18 protein-coding genes and 1 pseudogene are annotated in these 17188 nt (G+C 36.1%); 5 read left to right on the top strand and 14 right to left on the bottom strand.

Features of this window, described 5'->3' with window-relative positions; all coding sequences use genetic code 11:
- Window positions 1–401 precede the first annotated feature (401 nt).
- From MLOOGBEN_RS17490 to MLOOGBEN_RS17475, 4 genes are all read right to left on the bottom strand, one after another.
- Window positions 402–854: a hypothetical protein gene (locus MLOOGBEN_RS17490; RefSeq protein WP_179159564.1), complete on the bottom strand. Its 453-nt coding sequence runs from the start codon at window positions 852–854 to the stop codon at window positions 402–404.
- Between the two features lie 50 nt (window positions 855–904).
- Window positions 905–1345, bottom strand: a complete 441-nt coding sequence (locus tag MLOOGBEN_RS17485) for a hypothetical protein (RefSeq protein WP_179159563.1) — start codon at window positions 1343–1345, stop codon at window positions 905–907.
- 512 nt (window positions 1346–1857) lie between these two features.
- Complete coding sequence (locus MLOOGBEN_RS17480) at window positions 1858–2433, bottom strand: nucleotide exchange factor GrpE (protein WP_179159562.1); 576 nt, start codon at window positions 2431–2433, stop codon at window positions 1858–1860.
- Between the two features lie 186 nt (window positions 2434–2619).
- The gene (locus MLOOGBEN_RS17475) at window positions 2620–3036 is read right to left on the bottom strand and encodes an Lrp/AsnC family transcriptional regulator (RefSeq protein WP_179159561.1); all 417 of its coding nucleotides are present in this window, start codon (window positions 3034–3036) and stop codon (window positions 2620–2622) included.
- A 129-nt stretch (window positions 3037–3165) separates the two neighbouring features.
- Between MLOOGBEN_RS17475 and MLOOGBEN_RS17470 the strand changes: the two genes are divergently transcribed.
- Together MLOOGBEN_RS17470 and MLOOGBEN_RS17465 are read left to right on the top strand one after the other, a co-directional pair.
- A complete protein-coding gene (locus MLOOGBEN_RS17470) occupies window positions 3166–3936 on the top strand; it encodes an MBL fold metallo-hydrolase (protein WP_179159560.1) in 771 nt (256 codons plus the stop codon).
- A 24-nt stretch (window positions 3937–3960) separates the two neighbouring features.
- Entirely contained in the window at window positions 3961–5163 is a 1203-nt protein-coding gene (locus MLOOGBEN_RS17465; RefSeq protein ID WP_179159559.1) for an MFS transporter, read from the top strand.
- Between the two features lie 295 nt (window positions 5164–5458).
- Here the strand turns inward: MLOOGBEN_RS17465 and MLOOGBEN_RS17460 are convergent.
- Window positions 5459–5650, bottom strand: a pseudogene (locus MLOOGBEN_RS17460) (chromosome condensation regulator); the annotation flags it as partial.
- On the opposite strand from MLOOGBEN_RS17460, the gene MLOOGBEN_RS29315 reads away from it, so the two are divergent.
- The gene (locus tag MLOOGBEN_RS29315; protein ID WP_256989172.1) at window positions 5595–5723 is read left to right on the top strand and encodes a hypothetical protein; all 129 of its coding nucleotides are present in this window, start codon (window positions 5595–5597) and stop codon (window positions 5721–5723) included. The pseudogene MLOOGBEN_RS17460 and the gene MLOOGBEN_RS29315 overlap by 56 nt on opposite strands.
- A 415-nt stretch (window positions 5724–6138) precedes the next feature.
- Here the strand turns inward: MLOOGBEN_RS29315 and MLOOGBEN_RS17455 are convergent, their stop codons facing one another.
- From MLOOGBEN_RS17455 to MLOOGBEN_RS17425, 7 genes are all read right to left on the bottom strand, one after another.
- Window positions 6139–6498, bottom strand: a complete 360-nt coding sequence (locus MLOOGBEN_RS17455; protein ID WP_179159557.1) for a transposase — start codon at window positions 6496–6498, stop codon at window positions 6139–6141.
- A 189-nt stretch (window positions 6499–6687) separates the two neighbouring features.
- The gene (locus MLOOGBEN_RS17450; RefSeq protein ID WP_179159556.1) at window positions 6688–6849 is read right to left on the bottom strand and encodes a hypothetical protein; all 162 of its coding nucleotides are present in this window, start codon (window positions 6847–6849) and stop codon (window positions 6688–6690) included.
- A gap of 307 nt (window positions 6850–7156) precedes the next feature.
- The gene (locus MLOOGBEN_RS17445) at window positions 7157–7633 is read right to left on the bottom strand and encodes a hypothetical protein (protein WP_179159555.1); all 477 of its coding nucleotides are present in this window, start codon (window positions 7631–7633) and stop codon (window positions 7157–7159) included.
- A gap of 214 nt (window positions 7634–7847) precedes the next feature.
- Window positions 7848–8324, bottom strand: coding sequence for a hypothetical protein (locus tag MLOOGBEN_RS17440; RefSeq protein WP_179159554.1), 477 nt, complete (start codon window positions 8322–8324; stop codon window positions 7848–7850).
- A gap of 249 nt (window positions 8325–8573) precedes the next feature.
- Window positions 8574–9587, bottom strand: a complete 1014-nt coding sequence (locus MLOOGBEN_RS17435) for a DUF3231 family protein (RefSeq protein ID WP_179159553.1) — start codon at window positions 9585–9587, stop codon at window positions 8574–8576.
- A gap of 298 nt (window positions 9588–9885) precedes the next feature.
- The gene (locus MLOOGBEN_RS17430) at window positions 9886–11217 is read right to left on the bottom strand and encodes a CoA-disulfide reductase (RefSeq protein WP_179159552.1); all 1332 of its coding nucleotides are present in this window, start codon (window positions 11215–11217) and stop codon (window positions 9886–9888) included.
- A 571-nt stretch (window positions 11218–11788) separates the two neighbouring features.
- Window positions 11789–13342: a glycosyltransferase gene (locus MLOOGBEN_RS17425; protein WP_179159551.1), complete on the bottom strand. Its 1554-nt coding sequence runs from the start codon at window positions 13340–13342 to the stop codon at window positions 11789–11791.
- 216 nt (window positions 13343–13558) lie between these two features.
- On the opposite strand from MLOOGBEN_RS17425, the gene MLOOGBEN_RS29305 reads away from it, so the two are divergent.
- Window positions 13559–14296 (top strand): collagen-like protein, encoded by a 738-nt coding sequence (locus tag MLOOGBEN_RS29305; protein ID WP_256989143.1) that lies wholly within the window; start codon window positions 13559–13561, stop codon window positions 14294–14296.
- 292 nt (window positions 14297–14588) lie between these two features.
- The gene (locus MLOOGBEN_RS17415) at window positions 14589–16019 is read left to right on the top strand and encodes an IS4 family transposase (protein WP_179159550.1); all 1431 of its coding nucleotides are present in this window, start codon (window positions 14589–14591) and stop codon (window positions 16017–16019) included.
- Between the two features lie 449 nt (window positions 16020–16468).
- Here the strand turns inward: MLOOGBEN_RS17415 and MLOOGBEN_RS17410 are convergent, their stop codons facing one another.
- Complete coding sequence (locus MLOOGBEN_RS17410) at window positions 16469–16825, bottom strand: GIY-YIG nuclease family protein (RefSeq protein ID WP_179159549.1); 357 nt, start codon at window positions 16823–16825, stop codon at window positions 16469–16471.
- Window positions 16826–16847: 22 nt separating this feature from the next.
- Window positions 16848–17069 carry a DUF2087 domain-containing protein gene (locus tag MLOOGBEN_RS17405; RefSeq protein ID WP_179159548.1) on the bottom strand — a complete coding sequence of 74 codons (222 nt, stop codon included), beginning with the start codon at window positions 17067–17069 and terminating at the stop codon, window positions 16848–16850.
- Window positions 17070–17188 lie beyond the last annotated feature (119 nt).

Raw genomic sequence — 17188 nt, 5'->3', positions numbered from 1 at the left:
GGGCCGATCGAATTCAAGAATGAATCCTATTATAATAGGTTTTTAAATACTTGGGCTCTTTTAAAAACTGAATGTTGATTTCACTGTGTTAAGAAAATAAGCGGAGAATTTCCGTTTAAATTGGGAAATACTCATTTTACATTAAAAATAAGCGGAGTTTTTCCGCTAATTGTATTCAAATTCATGGATTTTGTCATTTTTAAAGCAGTTAACCGGAATATCTCCGCTAATATCACCTTCTTACGCTTGCTCTATATACAATAGCCGGAAATTCTCCGCCTATGAATTCTCAACCCTACACGAAAATCAACAATGAATAATAACAGAGCCAATACTTTAATACTCAAAACCTAAATAAAATGCTGCAGCCAAAGGTGACTGCAGCATTTTTTACTTGATGATTAATTTTCTTTTAATACCTCTAGTGTGGCTGTATGTTTAATTAATTCTTTTATTTCGTTTTGTCCAGATGACAATTTGTCCTGACCTTTTTCTACATTCTCTAACCGAGATGATAGTTGTTTCTGACCAGTAATTAGTTCCATTTGTCCTTTTTCCAAATTTCCCGTCCGCCCTATTATTTCCTTTTGACCCTTTTCTAAATTTTCGGTGCGGCCTATTAATTCGGTCACACCCTTTTCTAAATTATCCGTTCTGCCGATTAATTCTACTTGACCTTGTTCCAAATTTTCCGTCCGCCCAATTAATTCAATAACACCCTTTTCTAGATTTTCCGTTCGGCCTATTAATTCCTGCTGTCCATGTTCCATTTTGTCTGCCCGAGATAGTATTTCTTTTTGGCCGTTATTTAATTTCCCTATTTCAGAAATAATGGTATTTAATTTTTCTTCCATACCGAACCTCCATTTTTTTTAAAATCAATTAATTATAATTTGATTCTACTCTAGTAATCATTATCCCAATCCTCCGACCAGGTATTGCCGCTTCTTACTATATTTTTTTCATTGATATTATTCAGAAGCTCTTGCCGCTCACTTGTATTTAACCATTCGATTTCCAGCTTCATTCTTTCGGAAACAGAAAGTTTTCCAGACATATATGCTGTCGTCCTTATCATTAATTCTTTTAATTCATTTTTCCCCAAGGAGAAAAAATCTTTAATGTTTTCTAAATTTTCTATCCGAACCTTTAATTGCCGCTGCCCTGTGATTAACTCTTCATAAACTTTATTCGTATTTTTTGTACTGGATGTCATTAACTTTTTATGACCTTTTTCTAAATCTTCTATACGACCTATTAGTTCCTTCTGTCCTATCATTAATTCTTGCTGGTCCTTATTTAACTGTTTTAGTTCTAAAAGAATACTATTTAGTGTTTCCTCCATGACAAAACCTCCATTTATTTAATTCAAAACACAAACTTGGAATGTAAAATGAGGAAACTCAAAGTAAAGAAAGAAATGATATAAAAAAGTAGAGGGGAAGTATGATTTTTTTGAGAATAATAGTATGGTAAAAATAGGAGAATATAAGGGAATGTTCGTGGGTAACCATAAAAAAACAAACGTTCAATAACCAATTATATACCTGCACAAAATCCATATTTGTAAAACAAATACGTGTAGCCTAGCTTGATCTATGAACCACCTCTTTTATTATTTCTAATAGTACTTAGATATATTTTCCAGCCATTATAAATCTATCATTAATTCAATCAACAAAGGTAGAAGAAAAATGACAAAATACTGAATTTTTGTCAATACCAGAAAGAGCTCACAAGAATGAGCTCTTTACCCGTGATTTTTTGTTAACTCCAGAAACATAGCTTTCTAAACAAACTAAAATCCCTTCCGTGAGAAAATAACATAATTTTCATTTTAGTTACTCATTTTTTGCTTCATTTCATTGTGTTTATTTCTTTTAGCATAAGACCGGAATAAGTTTTACAATATTGCATAACGGTTTCCACGACCACATCTGAAGCATACTCCATTAAGTTGATCATAAAGTCCTTGTTATTCGGATGCAGGAAGGTTCCAATAAAATCAATGACCATATCGTTAACGAGCCTGATATCACAGTAAACCAATTCACCATGAGCTTCTTGCTCTTCAAGCGTTGAACCCTTGTACACAAGGTCCTTAAAACGAGGCATATTTTCAACAAAGAAATTAGTCTCATTTACTAGTTTAGGAACCTCTAACATGGCTTGTTGAAAGTTTTCCTGGGTCATAAACTTTTCTTCTTCCACACAGACCTTTAATAAAGAAAGTGCACGATTGGTGTTTTCGAATAGGAAGGTTACGTTTTTTAATAGCGACTCTAGGTATGCATCCTGTGATCCTGCGTTATGTCTCATTTCGTCTAATACTTGTTTAAGTCTGCTAGTAAGCTCATCCTTTTGCCAATGTGGCTGCTTAATCACAGCACCCAAAACCCCTGCAGTATGCTTGTTTAACAATTCTTTTGACAATATTTTTCTCTCCTAAATCATCATATAGTTATGCCTATACTTTCAGATGTACTAATTATAACATCCAAGTGACCAGGGGACGGTTTTGATGGTCTTTTTTGCATTTAATATTATAAGGTTTGCCAGTGACTCACTTTATAAATTGACCTTTTTTGAAGGAAAGAACCAACCATATAGTAACTTCAACTATCCCATTTTATTTATAACAATGGACAATTTATAGTTTGCATATTTATTTAAGTCTAGCAAAAATTGATCTAATTGTTCGTTGGATGGAAATCTAGATTCAAGTATATAACAACCGTCCCCGCTTATTTTGTAATTATTTATTATGTATCTATCTTGTGTTTTTATAAATGAAAGATAAGGTTGATGATTAGTGCTTTGAGTAATGATCGTAATAAAAGCATATATATAACACCCTAATTTACCTTGGTTAACTTTAACCGTATAACCTTCAATCACTCCATTATCTTCTAATTTTGCAACTCTTGCTGAAGTAGCCGGTCCTGATAAATGGATTTTCTCGCTCAATTCTTTCATAGTAATCCTACTGTTCTTGGATAGTTCATCTAGGATCTGCTTATCCGTGTTATCTAACATTTGTTTAACTCCTTTAATAATAAAGTAAAATAGCCAAAAGACCTTATTTAATCTATGTATCCGTCAATAGGACATGTTTTAAACTATACATTGTTCAATGAAAACTTTAAACAAAAGGAGTAAATATAGATGAATATAAAACAAGTTCGAAATGCAACGATCATTGTTGAATATGCGGGGAAAAGGTTTTTAATCGATCCGATGTTAGCTGAAAAAGGAGCTTACCCTCCAATGCCAAATCCAGCTTCAAATGCACCAGATGGCGACAAAAGTATCCCTTTAGTTAGCTTACCAATATCTATTGAAAATATTATTGACGTAGATGCAGTCATCGTGACTCACCTGCATGATGATCATTGGGATAATGCAGCTAAAGAATTATTGCCAAAAGAAATTAAAATATATGCCCAAAATGAATTTGATGCAATTGAAATTCGAAACGCTGGTTTTCAAAATGTAGAGGCTTTACAAGATGAAACAGTCTTTGAGGGTATCCAATTAGTTAAAACAAAAGGCGAGCACGGAAGAGGCGAAATCTTAAAGCTTGCTGGTCTAGTGTGTGGCGTTGTATTTAAACACCCAACCGAGAAAACATTATATATTGCTGGTGATACTGTGTGGTATGAAGGCGTAAAAGAAGAAATCGACACACATAAACCAGATGTCATTGTCGTCAATGCTGGAGATAATCAATTCATTCAAGGTGGTTCTCTAGTAATGGGGAAAGATGATATCTATAAAGTGTATAAAGCCGCTCCTGTCGCAAAAATTATTACTGTTCACATGGAAGCTGTTAACCATTGGACATTATCAAGAAATGAATTAAAAAGTTTTATTCATAAAGAAGGAATCTCTTCCAATGTATTCGTTCCAGATGACGGAGAATCATACTCATTTTAATATGATAGGAAGGAAAAGAGAATAATGGAACAAACAAGACCTGTACTTTGGACGAAGAATTTTATTATTCTTTCCTCAATCAATTTTTTCTTAACATTAATGTTCTTCCTATTAAATGCGACTATCGTCTTATATGCTATAGATGAATTTGATGCCACAGCAAGCATGGGAGGGCTTGTAGCTGGTATTTTCATCATCGGTACGTTATTGGGTCGCTTGATAACTGGTTTGATTATGCAGTCAACCGGACCAAAAAGAATTTTAACGATCGGGTTGATCTTTTTCACATTAACTACATTGTTATACTTCATAGATTATGGGATTACTTTTCTTATACTGACCAGATTTATCCACGGTTTTACGCTTGGTATAGCAAGTACAGTTATTGGTACAGTTGTTGTCTTCTCCCTTCCAGCCTCAAGGAAAGGAGAAGGAATCGGCTACTTTAGTATGGCTGCAACACTCGCTACGGGAATCGGGCCGTTCATTGGCCTCTATATGACTCAGCATACCGGTTTTGATATGATTTTTAGCTTTTGTCTTCTATTAGGGATTGTTAGTTTAGCAACCGCCTTCTTCTATAATGCCCCTATACTAAAAAAGATAGAAACGAAACGTGTGAAATTCGAATTTAAGCTATCTAGCTTCATTGAGCCACGGGCACTTCCTATTTCTGTCATTATCCTGTTGCTTGCATTCTGTTTCTCAAGCATTCTTACGTATATAAGTATATATGCAATCGAAATCGATTTAGGAGAGACTGCTAGCTTTTTCTTTGTTGCATATGGAGCAGCTGTCTTTATATCACGTCTGTTCACCGGCCGATTAATGGATAAAAAAGGGGCAAACGTAATTATGTACCCAGCCTTTATCATCTTCGGAGTTGGAATGTTTCTACTTAGTTCTGCGAATAACAGTGGAACCTTTCTTTTAGCAGCTGCTTTAATTGGTTTGGGATTCGGTAATATTCAGTCAGCCTCACAGGTAATAGCAGTTAATTCAGTCGCTTCTAACCGAGTAGGAATCGCAACTGCCACATTCTTAATATTTTTTGAGGCTGGAGCTGGATTTGGGCCATATTTACTTGGGCTTGTCATTCCAGCAACTGGTTATAGTGCCTTGTATTCAATTTTAGGAATTATTGGCGTTGCAACATCTGTCCTCTATTACTACTTGCACGGCAAAAAAGAACACACGTATCGGATGCGTGCGGCTGAATCTAGTTGATAAATGTTTGATTAAGGATACCCTACAACACAGGTGTCCTTTTTTGGTTACTTTCATCATTGTTCAAATAAGCAGGTTGCCTTAAGAAAATTCTTTCACAAAGTCATTTTTAAAAATTTTTATTACGCAGAAATGGTCAAATTTCCAGTGACCAGGGGGACGGTTCTGATGGACTTTTTTGCATTTAATATTATAAGGTTTGCCAGTGGATAGTGTTTAACCTTGGAGAACATTAAATTCATCAAAATGTATCTTTTCCTTTGGTTTATTTAAAAATGTATGAAATTTCAGGGATTTAATTTCCGGGGAGTTGGATGCCACTCCATCTGCTTACATCACATTGGCCATGTTTATTCAAACCCACAGCACACACCGTTCTGTCCGATTTAAGACCGAGGGTATGAAGATAACCCGCCGTAATCGCCACAATAGTGGACCAGCCGCTTACATTGCATTGGCGATACCGATTATTCCCCACAGCAATCACCTACTACTTCTTTGAAGCCTATTCAGATGCCTTTCAAGAGATACTTGTAGACGTAAAAGATGAGGGGATTTAAGTATTTGATAGATACATAGGAGAAAAACACTTTGTCCATTTTGGGAATTTCAAACTTTAAATTAGCCAAAAATAGACAAACCTAGAAACTTTAATAGGCTTGTCTATTTAATATGATTGACTCTCTCAATTTCCGGTTTTATTTGTTTTCTCTCTTGGTGATTACAGCCACAAGAATGTACCATCTCTGCCATGTTTATTACCAGCAGTTGCCAAGAAATTTACCACTTGCTGTCAAACAATTAACCAATAGAACAACGTCAACGATTTAGAAGTAAAAAAGCCTAAATCCTCCTTATTTTTACCAAGGATTTAGCCTTTTGATCTTCCGCAATCACGCCGATTGTGGAAGATCAATTTCTATTGAATAGTATATTTGTACTGTGCAACAAAAAATAAAGTTATATACTGTTAGATTACCTTTTTAAAATCTTCTCTTCAATGTACTCTAGAAAGTAATCCTGAAGTTCACCTTTAGTATCAATAGAATCAAGAAGTAACTTTGGTTCAATTGAACAGTCTATTAGGGTTGAACTCCCGTCAATTATCCCAAGCATATTTGAAATGGTATCTATCATTGTTTGTTCGATAATTTTGAATAGAACGCCTTTATTTTCTTCTTCTAAACTATTGTATAAACCAAGAGCTTTTCTCCAGTAATCATCAGTATCATCAGTGTTATTACTGACATTCGTTGTTTCGTATAAGCTTTTATAAAGCTTAAGATTTTCTTGAACTATTGACTTGTAAAGAGATTTAACAAAATCTTCATTCATTGAAACTCCTCATTTCTGAATATAGAATTCCTTTATTTATAAAAATTATAGCTCATTTAAGGTTATTCTTCCTCATTAAACTTCCTCTATAGTTCAATAAGAAAAGGCTTCGTTTTGACAGCCCGATCTTAAACTCTTGCCCCCGTTCCTTTAATTACAGTTCTTCACAATGTTGAAGTTCAAACCTTTTCAATTCCCAGTCCAGTAACAACAAAATGAGGAACCACCGCCCTTAGATAATTGTTCATATTTTTCAGGCAAATGGATAGTAGAAGGGCTATTTGGAACGTTCGGTTTTAATGTACCACTTTCTACCATTTCCACCACTTCTTCTCTTTCTAATTTATTCATTTTGAAATCTACATCTAACATAACTTGAGAACTGTAATGAAAATAAAAAATCCAAATACCACTAACCAAATAGGTAACATTAAAAATTCAGTTATTATATCAATCAAATTCCATTGAAAAAACGCAATTAAAATAACTAATATGCTACTTGCTAACGACAAGAATAAAAGTCGGTTATCTTTCAAGGTTGTCACTCTCTCAATGTATAGTTTTGCTCCATTGTATAGATAAAATCATATGAATATCAATGGTTTTATATGGGACCCCTTCTTCAACTAAACTGACCGTTAGAGCACAATAAGGAATATCAAAGATTTAATCTCTGTAGGATTTGAGCCTCATTCTTTATCCTTGATATTACATCGTCTTCATTCAACACAAAAGATTTATCATCAATATCAAGCCTATCAATCATTTCACTAATTTCAAACCAAACAGACAGGTCATCTGAACTATCTAACTCCGTAGCAACAATTTGAAAAATCATATGTGCCAAGTCAAATATCTTTGTATAGTCATTAGCTTTTATGATTCTATTTGCTAAAAGACCTATGTAGGCTCTTGCACATATCTTAAAGGTTGTTTCTTTAATTGCCAACTCTACTAATGCTCTTTTAGAATACACTTCGACTTCAAATAGATTATCATCAAATGAAAATGAAGAAAGAATATTTAAGGATGGTGATGATACATTTTTTTCTAAAAGACTGTGAGACCAATTTACATAATCCTCAGTTGAAACCGTTCCCTTATGAATTTTATAAAATAAAACATTTGTTTCCACTTTATCACCCCTATTAAGGATTATTTTCCTTGAACCAGATAAATAATCCTTCTTGCACTAACCTGCCCGTTTCTTCCATAAGGAAAAGCAATCCTTCGTTAATGAAGCATCGCACCCGTTACTTTAAGTGAATTTCTTCACAATTTACAATATAAAAAGAATAGGAATAATATTTTGCTTTATAATTTTTTTACAAATTCGTTATACAAATTGATTATTTGTTAGAATGCCTTTTTTTACTATGACTAAAATCAATGATGTATTGAAAACTATAAAGTAATAATGCCCTTAAAAAGTCAATTGTTAAGTATTGGAATTTGGTTAATTTCTTCAAAGTAAATATTTTATAACGGTTTACAAGTTTTACACCCCCTAAATAGATAAAACAAATGTGAAGTATCGTATTAGAAATTAAATATATTGGAAATTTCCCATAAGTCAATTTTAATATCCAAAGACTTGAAACAAAGTAAGGACCAAAATTAAAAAAGTTCATACTATCTAAAGGTGGTATTCCTTTATAAAATCTCCACCATTTTTTCTTTTCACCGAATAAATCTATTGCTTTTGTAAATGTACTCATAAATATTGCTGCTGGAAGATATTTTTTAAATGAATTTCTACCTAATAATGGTACTGTTAGCCAGGGTAGAATTAGCAAAGCTATATAAAATGATTTTGAGTTTTTCATTACACCGCCTCCAACGTTTATGATATGTATTTTTTTAACAATTAATCCAATTGCTTAAGAATACTTTTATTCCACAAACCTGACCGTTAGGAACAACAAGAAGTTGTCGAAATGACACCTTCGTTCTTTAAAGAATGCACTCCATAGTTTAGGTACAATAATTCACAATCTTGTTTTACCAATAAAAAAAGCGACCTTCATCTTGAAGAATCCCATCGCTACTATACTAAAATTTCCATTACAAGTGTCTTATGACTTTTTAATGATTTGCCCTCTTTCTTCCATCTGTGGCGGTTCTTCCATCCAACCATTTTTAATCATTATTTTTGCACCTTTATGGGCATATTCAAATGTATCTTTCATAAAGGTACTCATTTTTGCTGGTAAATCATTTCGTAAACTAAAAGCAGTTCCTAGTGAGCTACCACCCATAGCAAAACTACAAAAAAGACTGGTGCAATACATCATCATTTTATCAGAAAATGGAGCCACAGTAGAACGGGTTACATTACCACCTGATGGTTCAGGTGTTTGTATACCACTTTCCAGTAAGGTTTCGCTTAATTCATTAATAATATTTTTAGCAAGTTCTGCTCCTTCGTTAAAAAAGTTTTTTACTTCTCCACTATTTGCACACTGAGCAAAACCGATAATCATCTGCATTCCTATAATGTTTGATTCAATTGAATGATGGATATGAGCAACTTCTACCGTATTTAATGTCCGTTTTTCACTAAATGGATTAATAGAGAGCCCTCCCAAATAGTTTGTATCCTTAACAAATTCAACAGATTTAGGCATTGAAACATAAGGAGGTCGAGCAATCATCCCTTTTTCAAGCAAATATTGGGTGCTAAGATTGTAATACTTTTGAGTAATGGCAGTAAGTTCTTTAAAAATCATCACAATATCTTCCCGATATGCCATTGTAATATTTAATGAATGCAATCCCATACTAATTTCTTTTAGTAAGCGAACGAACATTATGTCGAAGCCGTTATCATATAATTTTGGCACCTCTTTATTAACATCCTGTGAAGTAAATCCTACTGGTATTACAGCACCATCATTTTGAAGTGTTTCTGTTATTTTACCGACATAAAGGTCAATTTCTTCATAAAGATTAGTCATTATATCCTGGGCTTTTTTATCATCGGCTTTCTCTATAAAATATTCTAACATCCGTAAAATCATTGTTTTCTCTAGATATGTAAGCCATAATGTGCCTAGCTCGGATGATGTAATTGCAGGTTTTTCAGGCATTTTAAATTCCTCCCAAATAAATTTCCTCAATTTAGGTTGAACATTAAATGAAAGAATCATTCAATATTTATAAATTCAAATATTCCTATTTTTCTTCTTGAGTTAACCTGCTCCGTTAATTTAAGTGTAATATTTCACATAATTCTAGTGGTATTCTTCCTGGTCTACTTAATATCCTTTAAATCTGAAAAAAAAAAGAGACACATTCCTTATTAGGAAATGCGCCTGATTGCTGAAGATTGTTATTAAGGAAAAGCACCCCGATAGTACCTTATATAGGTAATAGTTAGTATTAAAGCTACTTTACTCTTCTAGCTGCTTGCTGAATAGGATCCCATACACCATTATATGGAGGTGCGTACGCAAGATCTAAATCAAGCAGCTCATCGGTTGTCATCGAATGGAATATTGCAGTTGCTAGAACATCGATTCGTTTGTCGATCCCATTTTCCCCAATAATTTGCCCACCAAGAACTTTATATGTTTCTTTATGATAGACAAGTTTTAATTTCATTTTTTTATTATTAGGATAATATCCAGCGATATCTGTTGATTTAATTGTTACAGAACCACATGGGATATTCAGCATTTTTGCCTCTGTTTCTGTTATTCCTGTTCTCCCTAAAGTTAAATCGAAAAATTTTATGATTGAAGTGCCTACAACACCTTTAAATGTTTTATGTATATTAACGATGTTTAATCCGGCGATTTGACCTTGCTTATTGGCATGTGTTCCCAATGGGATATGATCATCCATTTCTTTTACTCGATGATATTGTGTTGCACAATCTCCTGCAGCATAGATATCTTTAATACTTGTTTGCATATACGCATTTACTTGGATAGAACCATTAACACTTGTTTTGATTCCAGTCCCTTCTAAAAATAAAATATTGGGCTTCACACCTATAGCGACTAATACTAAATCTGTTTCATACTTCCCTTTATCGGTTTTCACATATTCAACATGCTCACTACCACCGAATGCTTCAACAGATTCACCCATTTTTAACACAATGTTTTGCTTCAATGCTTCTTCATGGATAAGTTCTGCCATTTCTTTATCAAATATTTTTGCTAATTGCTCATTTCTTTCAATGATCGTTACCTTCTTGCCGAGCTCCGCAAAACTTTCAGCCATTTCGAGTCCAATGTATCCGCCACCAATAACTGTCACATTTTTTATATCTTTCTCAAGATAATCCATGATTGTCTTTGCATCAGGAATTGCCTTTAATGTGAAGACACCTGGAAGTTTAACACCGTCCCACTTTGGAATGACCGGGCCTACGCCGGTTGCAATAAGAAGGCGGTCATACGGAAAGCTAAACGTTTCACCATTACTATGGTTTATTCCACTTACCATTTTATTTTCCGTGTCAACCTTTTGGACTTCATGATATACTCGTGCATCAATGCCATATTTCTCGTTAAAAGTAGACGGTGTACGTGCTATTAACTTATCTGTTGACTCAATCTTCCCACTAATCACATAAGGTAGGCCACATTGTCCGTACGAATACACTCCACCCTTTTCTAAAACAATGATTTCATGTCCAGTACTGTTTCGTACAATTTGCATTGCAGCACTCATCCCTGCTGCATCTCCACCAATAATAAGTACTTTCATACTCATCCCTCCTTTCTTTATTTTCCATTTATTACTGATTTTTAAACATGAAGAAAGATTTATCCCCATATAGGGGTAGCGTCACATGCCCATCAAGCTAAAGAAGCAAATTTCCCCCAAAATGAAAAAAACGTTATTCTTTCAGTAAATACTTGAAAAGGATGACGTTTTTTCATGGATCTCTCGCTTTCTGAAGAATTACATTTATTCTCACTTTTGACCCCATTTGATCACATATCATAGTTTAATGTATTTTTGAATTTTAGTAGCTGTTTGCTCTTTAACGGTATCTTTTACGTGGGTATAGATGTTCATTGTCATTTGGATAACAGAGTGTCCTAGACGTTCCTGTATCTCTTATATACTTGCACCAGCCTCAAATAGCTCCTTACTGGTAACAACCTAGGTTAATTTGGTTAGACTGTTTACTGGAAAAACCAAACCATATCAGAGCTACATTACGAAAGGTTTGGTGCTTAATCTTGACACTATTACTTTTAAAAAAGTTAAGTGGTAATCTCAACAGAACTGTTGGAGATAATTTGGGATTATGCCAAAACCTTTTAGGGTGTCAATTATTCTCGTGCAAGGTTGGTGGCATCACAACCACTTTCTCAGCACAGGATGCACAATACTTAGCATATTGGATACAGATTTCTAATGAATCATTGAGCTCCATTGGCCACCAGCGGATTGATCCTGTAGGTGCCTTTGCCGCAAAGGTCTCAATTTCTTCAGGAATTCGACCCACAATCACTACCTCGATTTCCTGAAAATTAGTTTCAATACCCTTTTGGAGAGTTATAAATAATTGGGTATGCTCCTCTAATTCAGGACAGGAGTAAGGAATAGGAAACAATACCGAGACTCTGGTAAGGTCCTCATTGATGATATGTGCAGAGTTCCGTGCAGGGTGATCTATAGAAGTCTCCCATATTCGACTATATGGCAGCACCCCAGGTAATCCCAGTTCTTTTACTCTCTCATAGATTCTCGTATGATAATAACTCATTATCTCCCTTACGAGAATCTGGATCTGCTTATTCCTGAGGAATGTGGAATTATCTCCATTCTCATTTCTATATTGGATATAAAGTAAATCTGGAACAGCTACAAACTTGGTACAAAGAAATGTCCGGACTAACATGTCATAATCGTCCGCTACCAACAGCTCTTCGCGATGGCCACCGATTAAATGGTAGCAATCCCTCGTCCATGCACGAGGATGATTCGGTAAACCGACCAAGTGACGGATTGTATTCCCATTGATGGTTGTTTGTTTTTGCACATTTTGCCATCGATCCATTTCATGCAGCCAGACTCGGTAATGGATACTATATCCATAACCGCAATCCCAGCCATACCAATGAGCATTTTTGCTTCCTTCGTATACCTCTGTACAATCCCCATAAACAAAACCACATTCTGGATGTTGTTGAAATGCGTGGACAATCTTCTCCAGACAGTCAGGAGTTAGCTCATCATCATGATCTACTTCTATAAAAATTTCCCCTGTACATAGGCCTGCTGCATACCTTTTGATTGCCCCTATATGGCCATTTCGCGCATCTTGCCGATATCTTCGCACACGGGGATCATCTAATGGAAGCAAGAATTGGCTGTATGTCTCATCATCATCACCAGAGTCATCAACAATCACCCACTCCCAATTTTGGTAAGTCTGAATCAATAGAGAGTGATAAGGACGCTGAATTTTTTCTTTGGATTTATAGCTGGCTGTAAAAACGGATACTAAAGGAGTATCCGAAGTAAAACGCACAGTGGGAATAATCCTGTTCTCCGAAAGAGGATCAGTATGTTTGAGCCAGCAGTAAAATAAATTAAAAGGCTCAAGGTCATCTGGAGAAGTGAAATGCAGCCAACGACTTCTTTCGTGAATAGGCAGCGCATTAAGTGCTCTAAACTCCTTCCATTCTGCTCCCAAGGAAACATAAATTCGAGGTTTTTTTGGATTAATTTCCAATAATTGATCATCAGGCCCGTACACATACACTGCTATGAGGCTTTCCGCCAGTCTTGTCTTCAGTTCACTCAATTTTACCGTTGAAATCCCCGATGAAACAAATAAATGTGTTGTCAATAAAGGAGTATTATTTGATTGCAAGTTTTTTGCCCCTTTCCTTGATATCATAAAAAAATATAAGTTGTTGCTGTTCTTATGAGAGTTTTCTTTCCTGTAAAATATATATTTTTAAAAAAGTGGAAAATGTCACTGCCATCTATTCACACCCGTACAAATCGCTTACTACTATTGTTTTTAGCCCAAACAAATATGTTATTGCTGACATATTTTAGTGGTAGTGATAAGGAGATGATAAATATGTCGTTTAATGGAAACAGTTTTAAAGGATGCTGTCCACTTTACCCGATTCCAAAACCGCCAAAGCAAAGATGCGTTTGTCCTCCTGGACCACGGGGAGCTATCGGACCACAGGGACCTGCTGGAGCCACCGGGCCACAGGGACCTGCTGGAGGGCCGCAGGGACCACAGGGAGCTATCGGACCACAGGGAGCTATCGGGCCACAGGGAGCTATCGGGCCACAGGGGCCTGCTGGAGGACCACAGGGACCACAGGGAGCTGCTGGACCACAGGGAGCTGCTGGACCACAGGGGCCTGCTGGACCAGCAGGAACAGTATTAGCCTTTGCAGATTTTTTTGCGTTGATGCCTCCTGATAATGCAGTAACAGTTGCTCCTGGTACAGACGTGGATTTTCCGCAAGATGGACCTACTAGCGGGACGGATATTGTCCGGGCTACTGCCGATTCATTTACCTTGTCTGAAATTGGCACTTATCAGGTCTTGTTTCAGGTGAGTGTGGACGAACCGGGCCAACTGATTTTAACTCTCAATGGCGCTGACCTAGCCTATACGGTGGTCGGGCGAGCAACCGGTACTTCTCAGATAGTAGGAATGGCTCTTGTGCAAACATCAGTCATCAATTCAATTCTCACTGTACGAAATCCTGCTGGCAATTCCACGGCACTAACCATTACTCCTCTCGCTGGAGGAACAAGGCCTGTTTCAGCACACCTTGTTATCACGCGACTCCAATAGACGGGGAAAATAAAACCAAGCTGTAGGCTGTAGGGTTAGGTAGCTCGAAATCCACCTACCCCTACAGCCTACAGCTTGTATTTGGACTACACTGCACACAAAAGGTGGTCAATAGTACAAGGGGTAGTACCAGCGAAGCTGTCACCACCCGCAATAAGGAAATGTCAAGATTACAATAAGTTGTTTAAGGGGTCCCGATACATGCTCATCAAGCTAAGTTAAAACAATGCCCCAAAAATGAAAAAACGCTATGCTTATCGTAAGAAGTTTACGAGAAAGGATGGTGTTTTTTATGAATCCTATCAACTCCAGTGAACTGACACTTTTCGCACAAGAATTACAACGCTTTCTATCTCCAATAGTCTTACAAGAAACCGCCAAACAAGTTGGTTTTGTGCAGCGATCTAGTAAGTATCAAGCAAATGAACTCATCGCCCTTTGCGTTTGGCTCAGCCAAGAAGTCGCTTCTACATCGCTTACGCAACTATGTAGTCGGTTAGAGGCTTCGACAGGGGTACTAATGAGCCAAGAGGGACTCAATCAACGCTTTAATTCAGCAGCTGTCGCATTCCTCCGAGAAGTCTTTACTTCACTCCTAACACAAAAACTCTGTGCGACACAATCGCTATCTTCACACATGATTTCTTCTTTCGAACGTATTCGGATCTTAGATGCGACTGTGTTTCAGCTGCCTGATTCCTTCGCCACTGATTATCAAGGCTCTGGTGGGAGTAGTAATACGGCAGGCGTGAAAATCCAATTGGAATACGATTTACTGAGTGGCCAATTTTTAAACGTGCAGCTAGGACCAGGAAAGAACAATGATAAAACATACGGTACAATCTGCCTTGAAACCGTAGAGGCGGACGATTTATGTTTGCGTGATCTTGGTTACTTCGATTTAGGAGACTTACAGGCCATTCATGATAAAGAGGCTTACTATATCTCGCGGTTGAAGCTAAATACACGCATTTATATCAAGAACCCTGAGCCAGAATACTTCAAAAATGGTACGTTAAAAAGGCAAACAGAATACATCCAGCTTGATATGACACAAATGATGTCTGGTCTAACCCCTGGTGAAACGATGGAAATCCCCGAAGCATACATTGGCCAAAATCAGAAGCTTCCAGCACGTGTCATTATCCATCGTTTAACTGATGATCAAACGCAAACTCGCCTGAAAAACCAAGCGATACGTGAAAAGAAGAAGGGCATTGTCATGAAAGATAAAAGTAAACGTTTAATGGGCATGAATGTATATATCACGAATACGTCGCTAGAAGAAATACCAACAAACTACGTGCATTCATTGTATTCACTTCGTTGGCAGATTGAGATTTTGTTTAAAACATGGAAGTCATTCTTTGAAATTGATGAATGTAAAAATAGTAAAAGAGAACGCCTAGAGTGCCATTTATATGGACAACTTATTAGCATTCTCCTCTGTTCTTCTACAATGTTTCAAATGCGACAGCTTCTGCTTGAAAAGAAAAAGCAGGAGTTGAGTGAATACAAAGCGATTTATATGATTAAAGATTACTTTCCGTTACTGTTTCAAGCGATAGCAGTTGGCACAGAAGACCTTTTGAAAATTCTGCATCGCCTTTATCAGCTACTCAAAAAGAACGGTCGTAAATGTCATCGGTATAAGAAGATGACTGTCTTTGATATTCTAGGGGTTGTGTATGAAACGACGGTGAAGCATAGACAAGCTGCCTAGCAAAAAAAATCGCGTTTTAATAGACTTCTTTGGCATGCCTATTTTTCCATCACTCGCTAGTCTTGAAACCAAGATCATTTCGTATCTAGTAATTTAGGTTTTTAGCTTGATGGGCATGGGGTAGCGTCAGGAAATGCGGATTTACAACGCTTAGTAAATTCAATATATAAAAGTAGAATTCCTGTAAAGGAACCGACTTTTAGTATTTTCTTTATTAAACTAAATCACCAGTCCTAATATAAGGTTAGCCAGATTTTCTGGTTGACCTTTTGTTTATGGTTTTATTATTACGATAGTCGGGGTAAACGTCGTACCCTTGGGACTCGATTCCGTCAACTAAACTGTTCACCCCCTACTTGTATATCACCTCAAGCTACCCGTTAGCGTAATAAGGATAATATATTAAACAGTATGAAAAAGATATTGATAAGATATAAGGGCTGCACAAATTAAGACTTTTTTTGGTGATAACCACGTTCTCCATATGGTTGTAACTTTTCTAACCATTTTTCTTCAAGTGCCAACAATGCTTCTTTTTCGTTAAAATAGGGCCCATCATCCTTTTTTAATTTTTCTAGGATGTCAATCTTGAAAGCATCTCTTCCGTACTGGCTCCATTCTTTTTGCAGCTCTTTATTGGTGGTGTACCCATTTGTTTCAAGCATAAATTTTATGCCATTTAGAGTTTTAAAGTTTTTTGTACTTCCAACCAATATTTTATTGTTAATCGTATTCTTTATCTGATAGATTCCCGCTTCAACGGATGTTTCCTTAAATTGTTGTTTCAACTCTTTTCTGCGGTCCATTTTTTCACCTACTCATTTTTATTTACTTTTGTAACCAATAACTAGTTCCATCTGATTTACGGTCTAGGAAACCGTATTCGACTAAATATCTTCTAATTAAAGCATAATCCTCATAAAAGCCTTTTAGAATTTGGTTTAATTCCCGTTCATCATAATGGTAATCCATTTTTAAATGGTTAGAAATTTCTCTTAGGAAAATAAGTTTTTCTACAAATCTCGATATATGCCAGGTGGTACTAAGCACAAAATCTCAATTTTTTTGATTTACATGACGTCTACCTATTTTTCCTCCCTCTATAAATGTTGATGTACCAACGGTTTGAGCCATTGATAGTGCATCAAAAAAATATTTTTCGACAAAGT

It is taken from the genome of Bacillus sp. EB106-08-02-XG196, from assembly GCF_013396335.1.
Lineage (GTDB): Bacteria > Bacillota > Bacilli > Bacillales > Cytobacillaceae > Neobacillus.
Note: the sequence above shows the minus strand (reverse complement) of the source record. Positions and strands in the feature narration are given on the sequence as shown.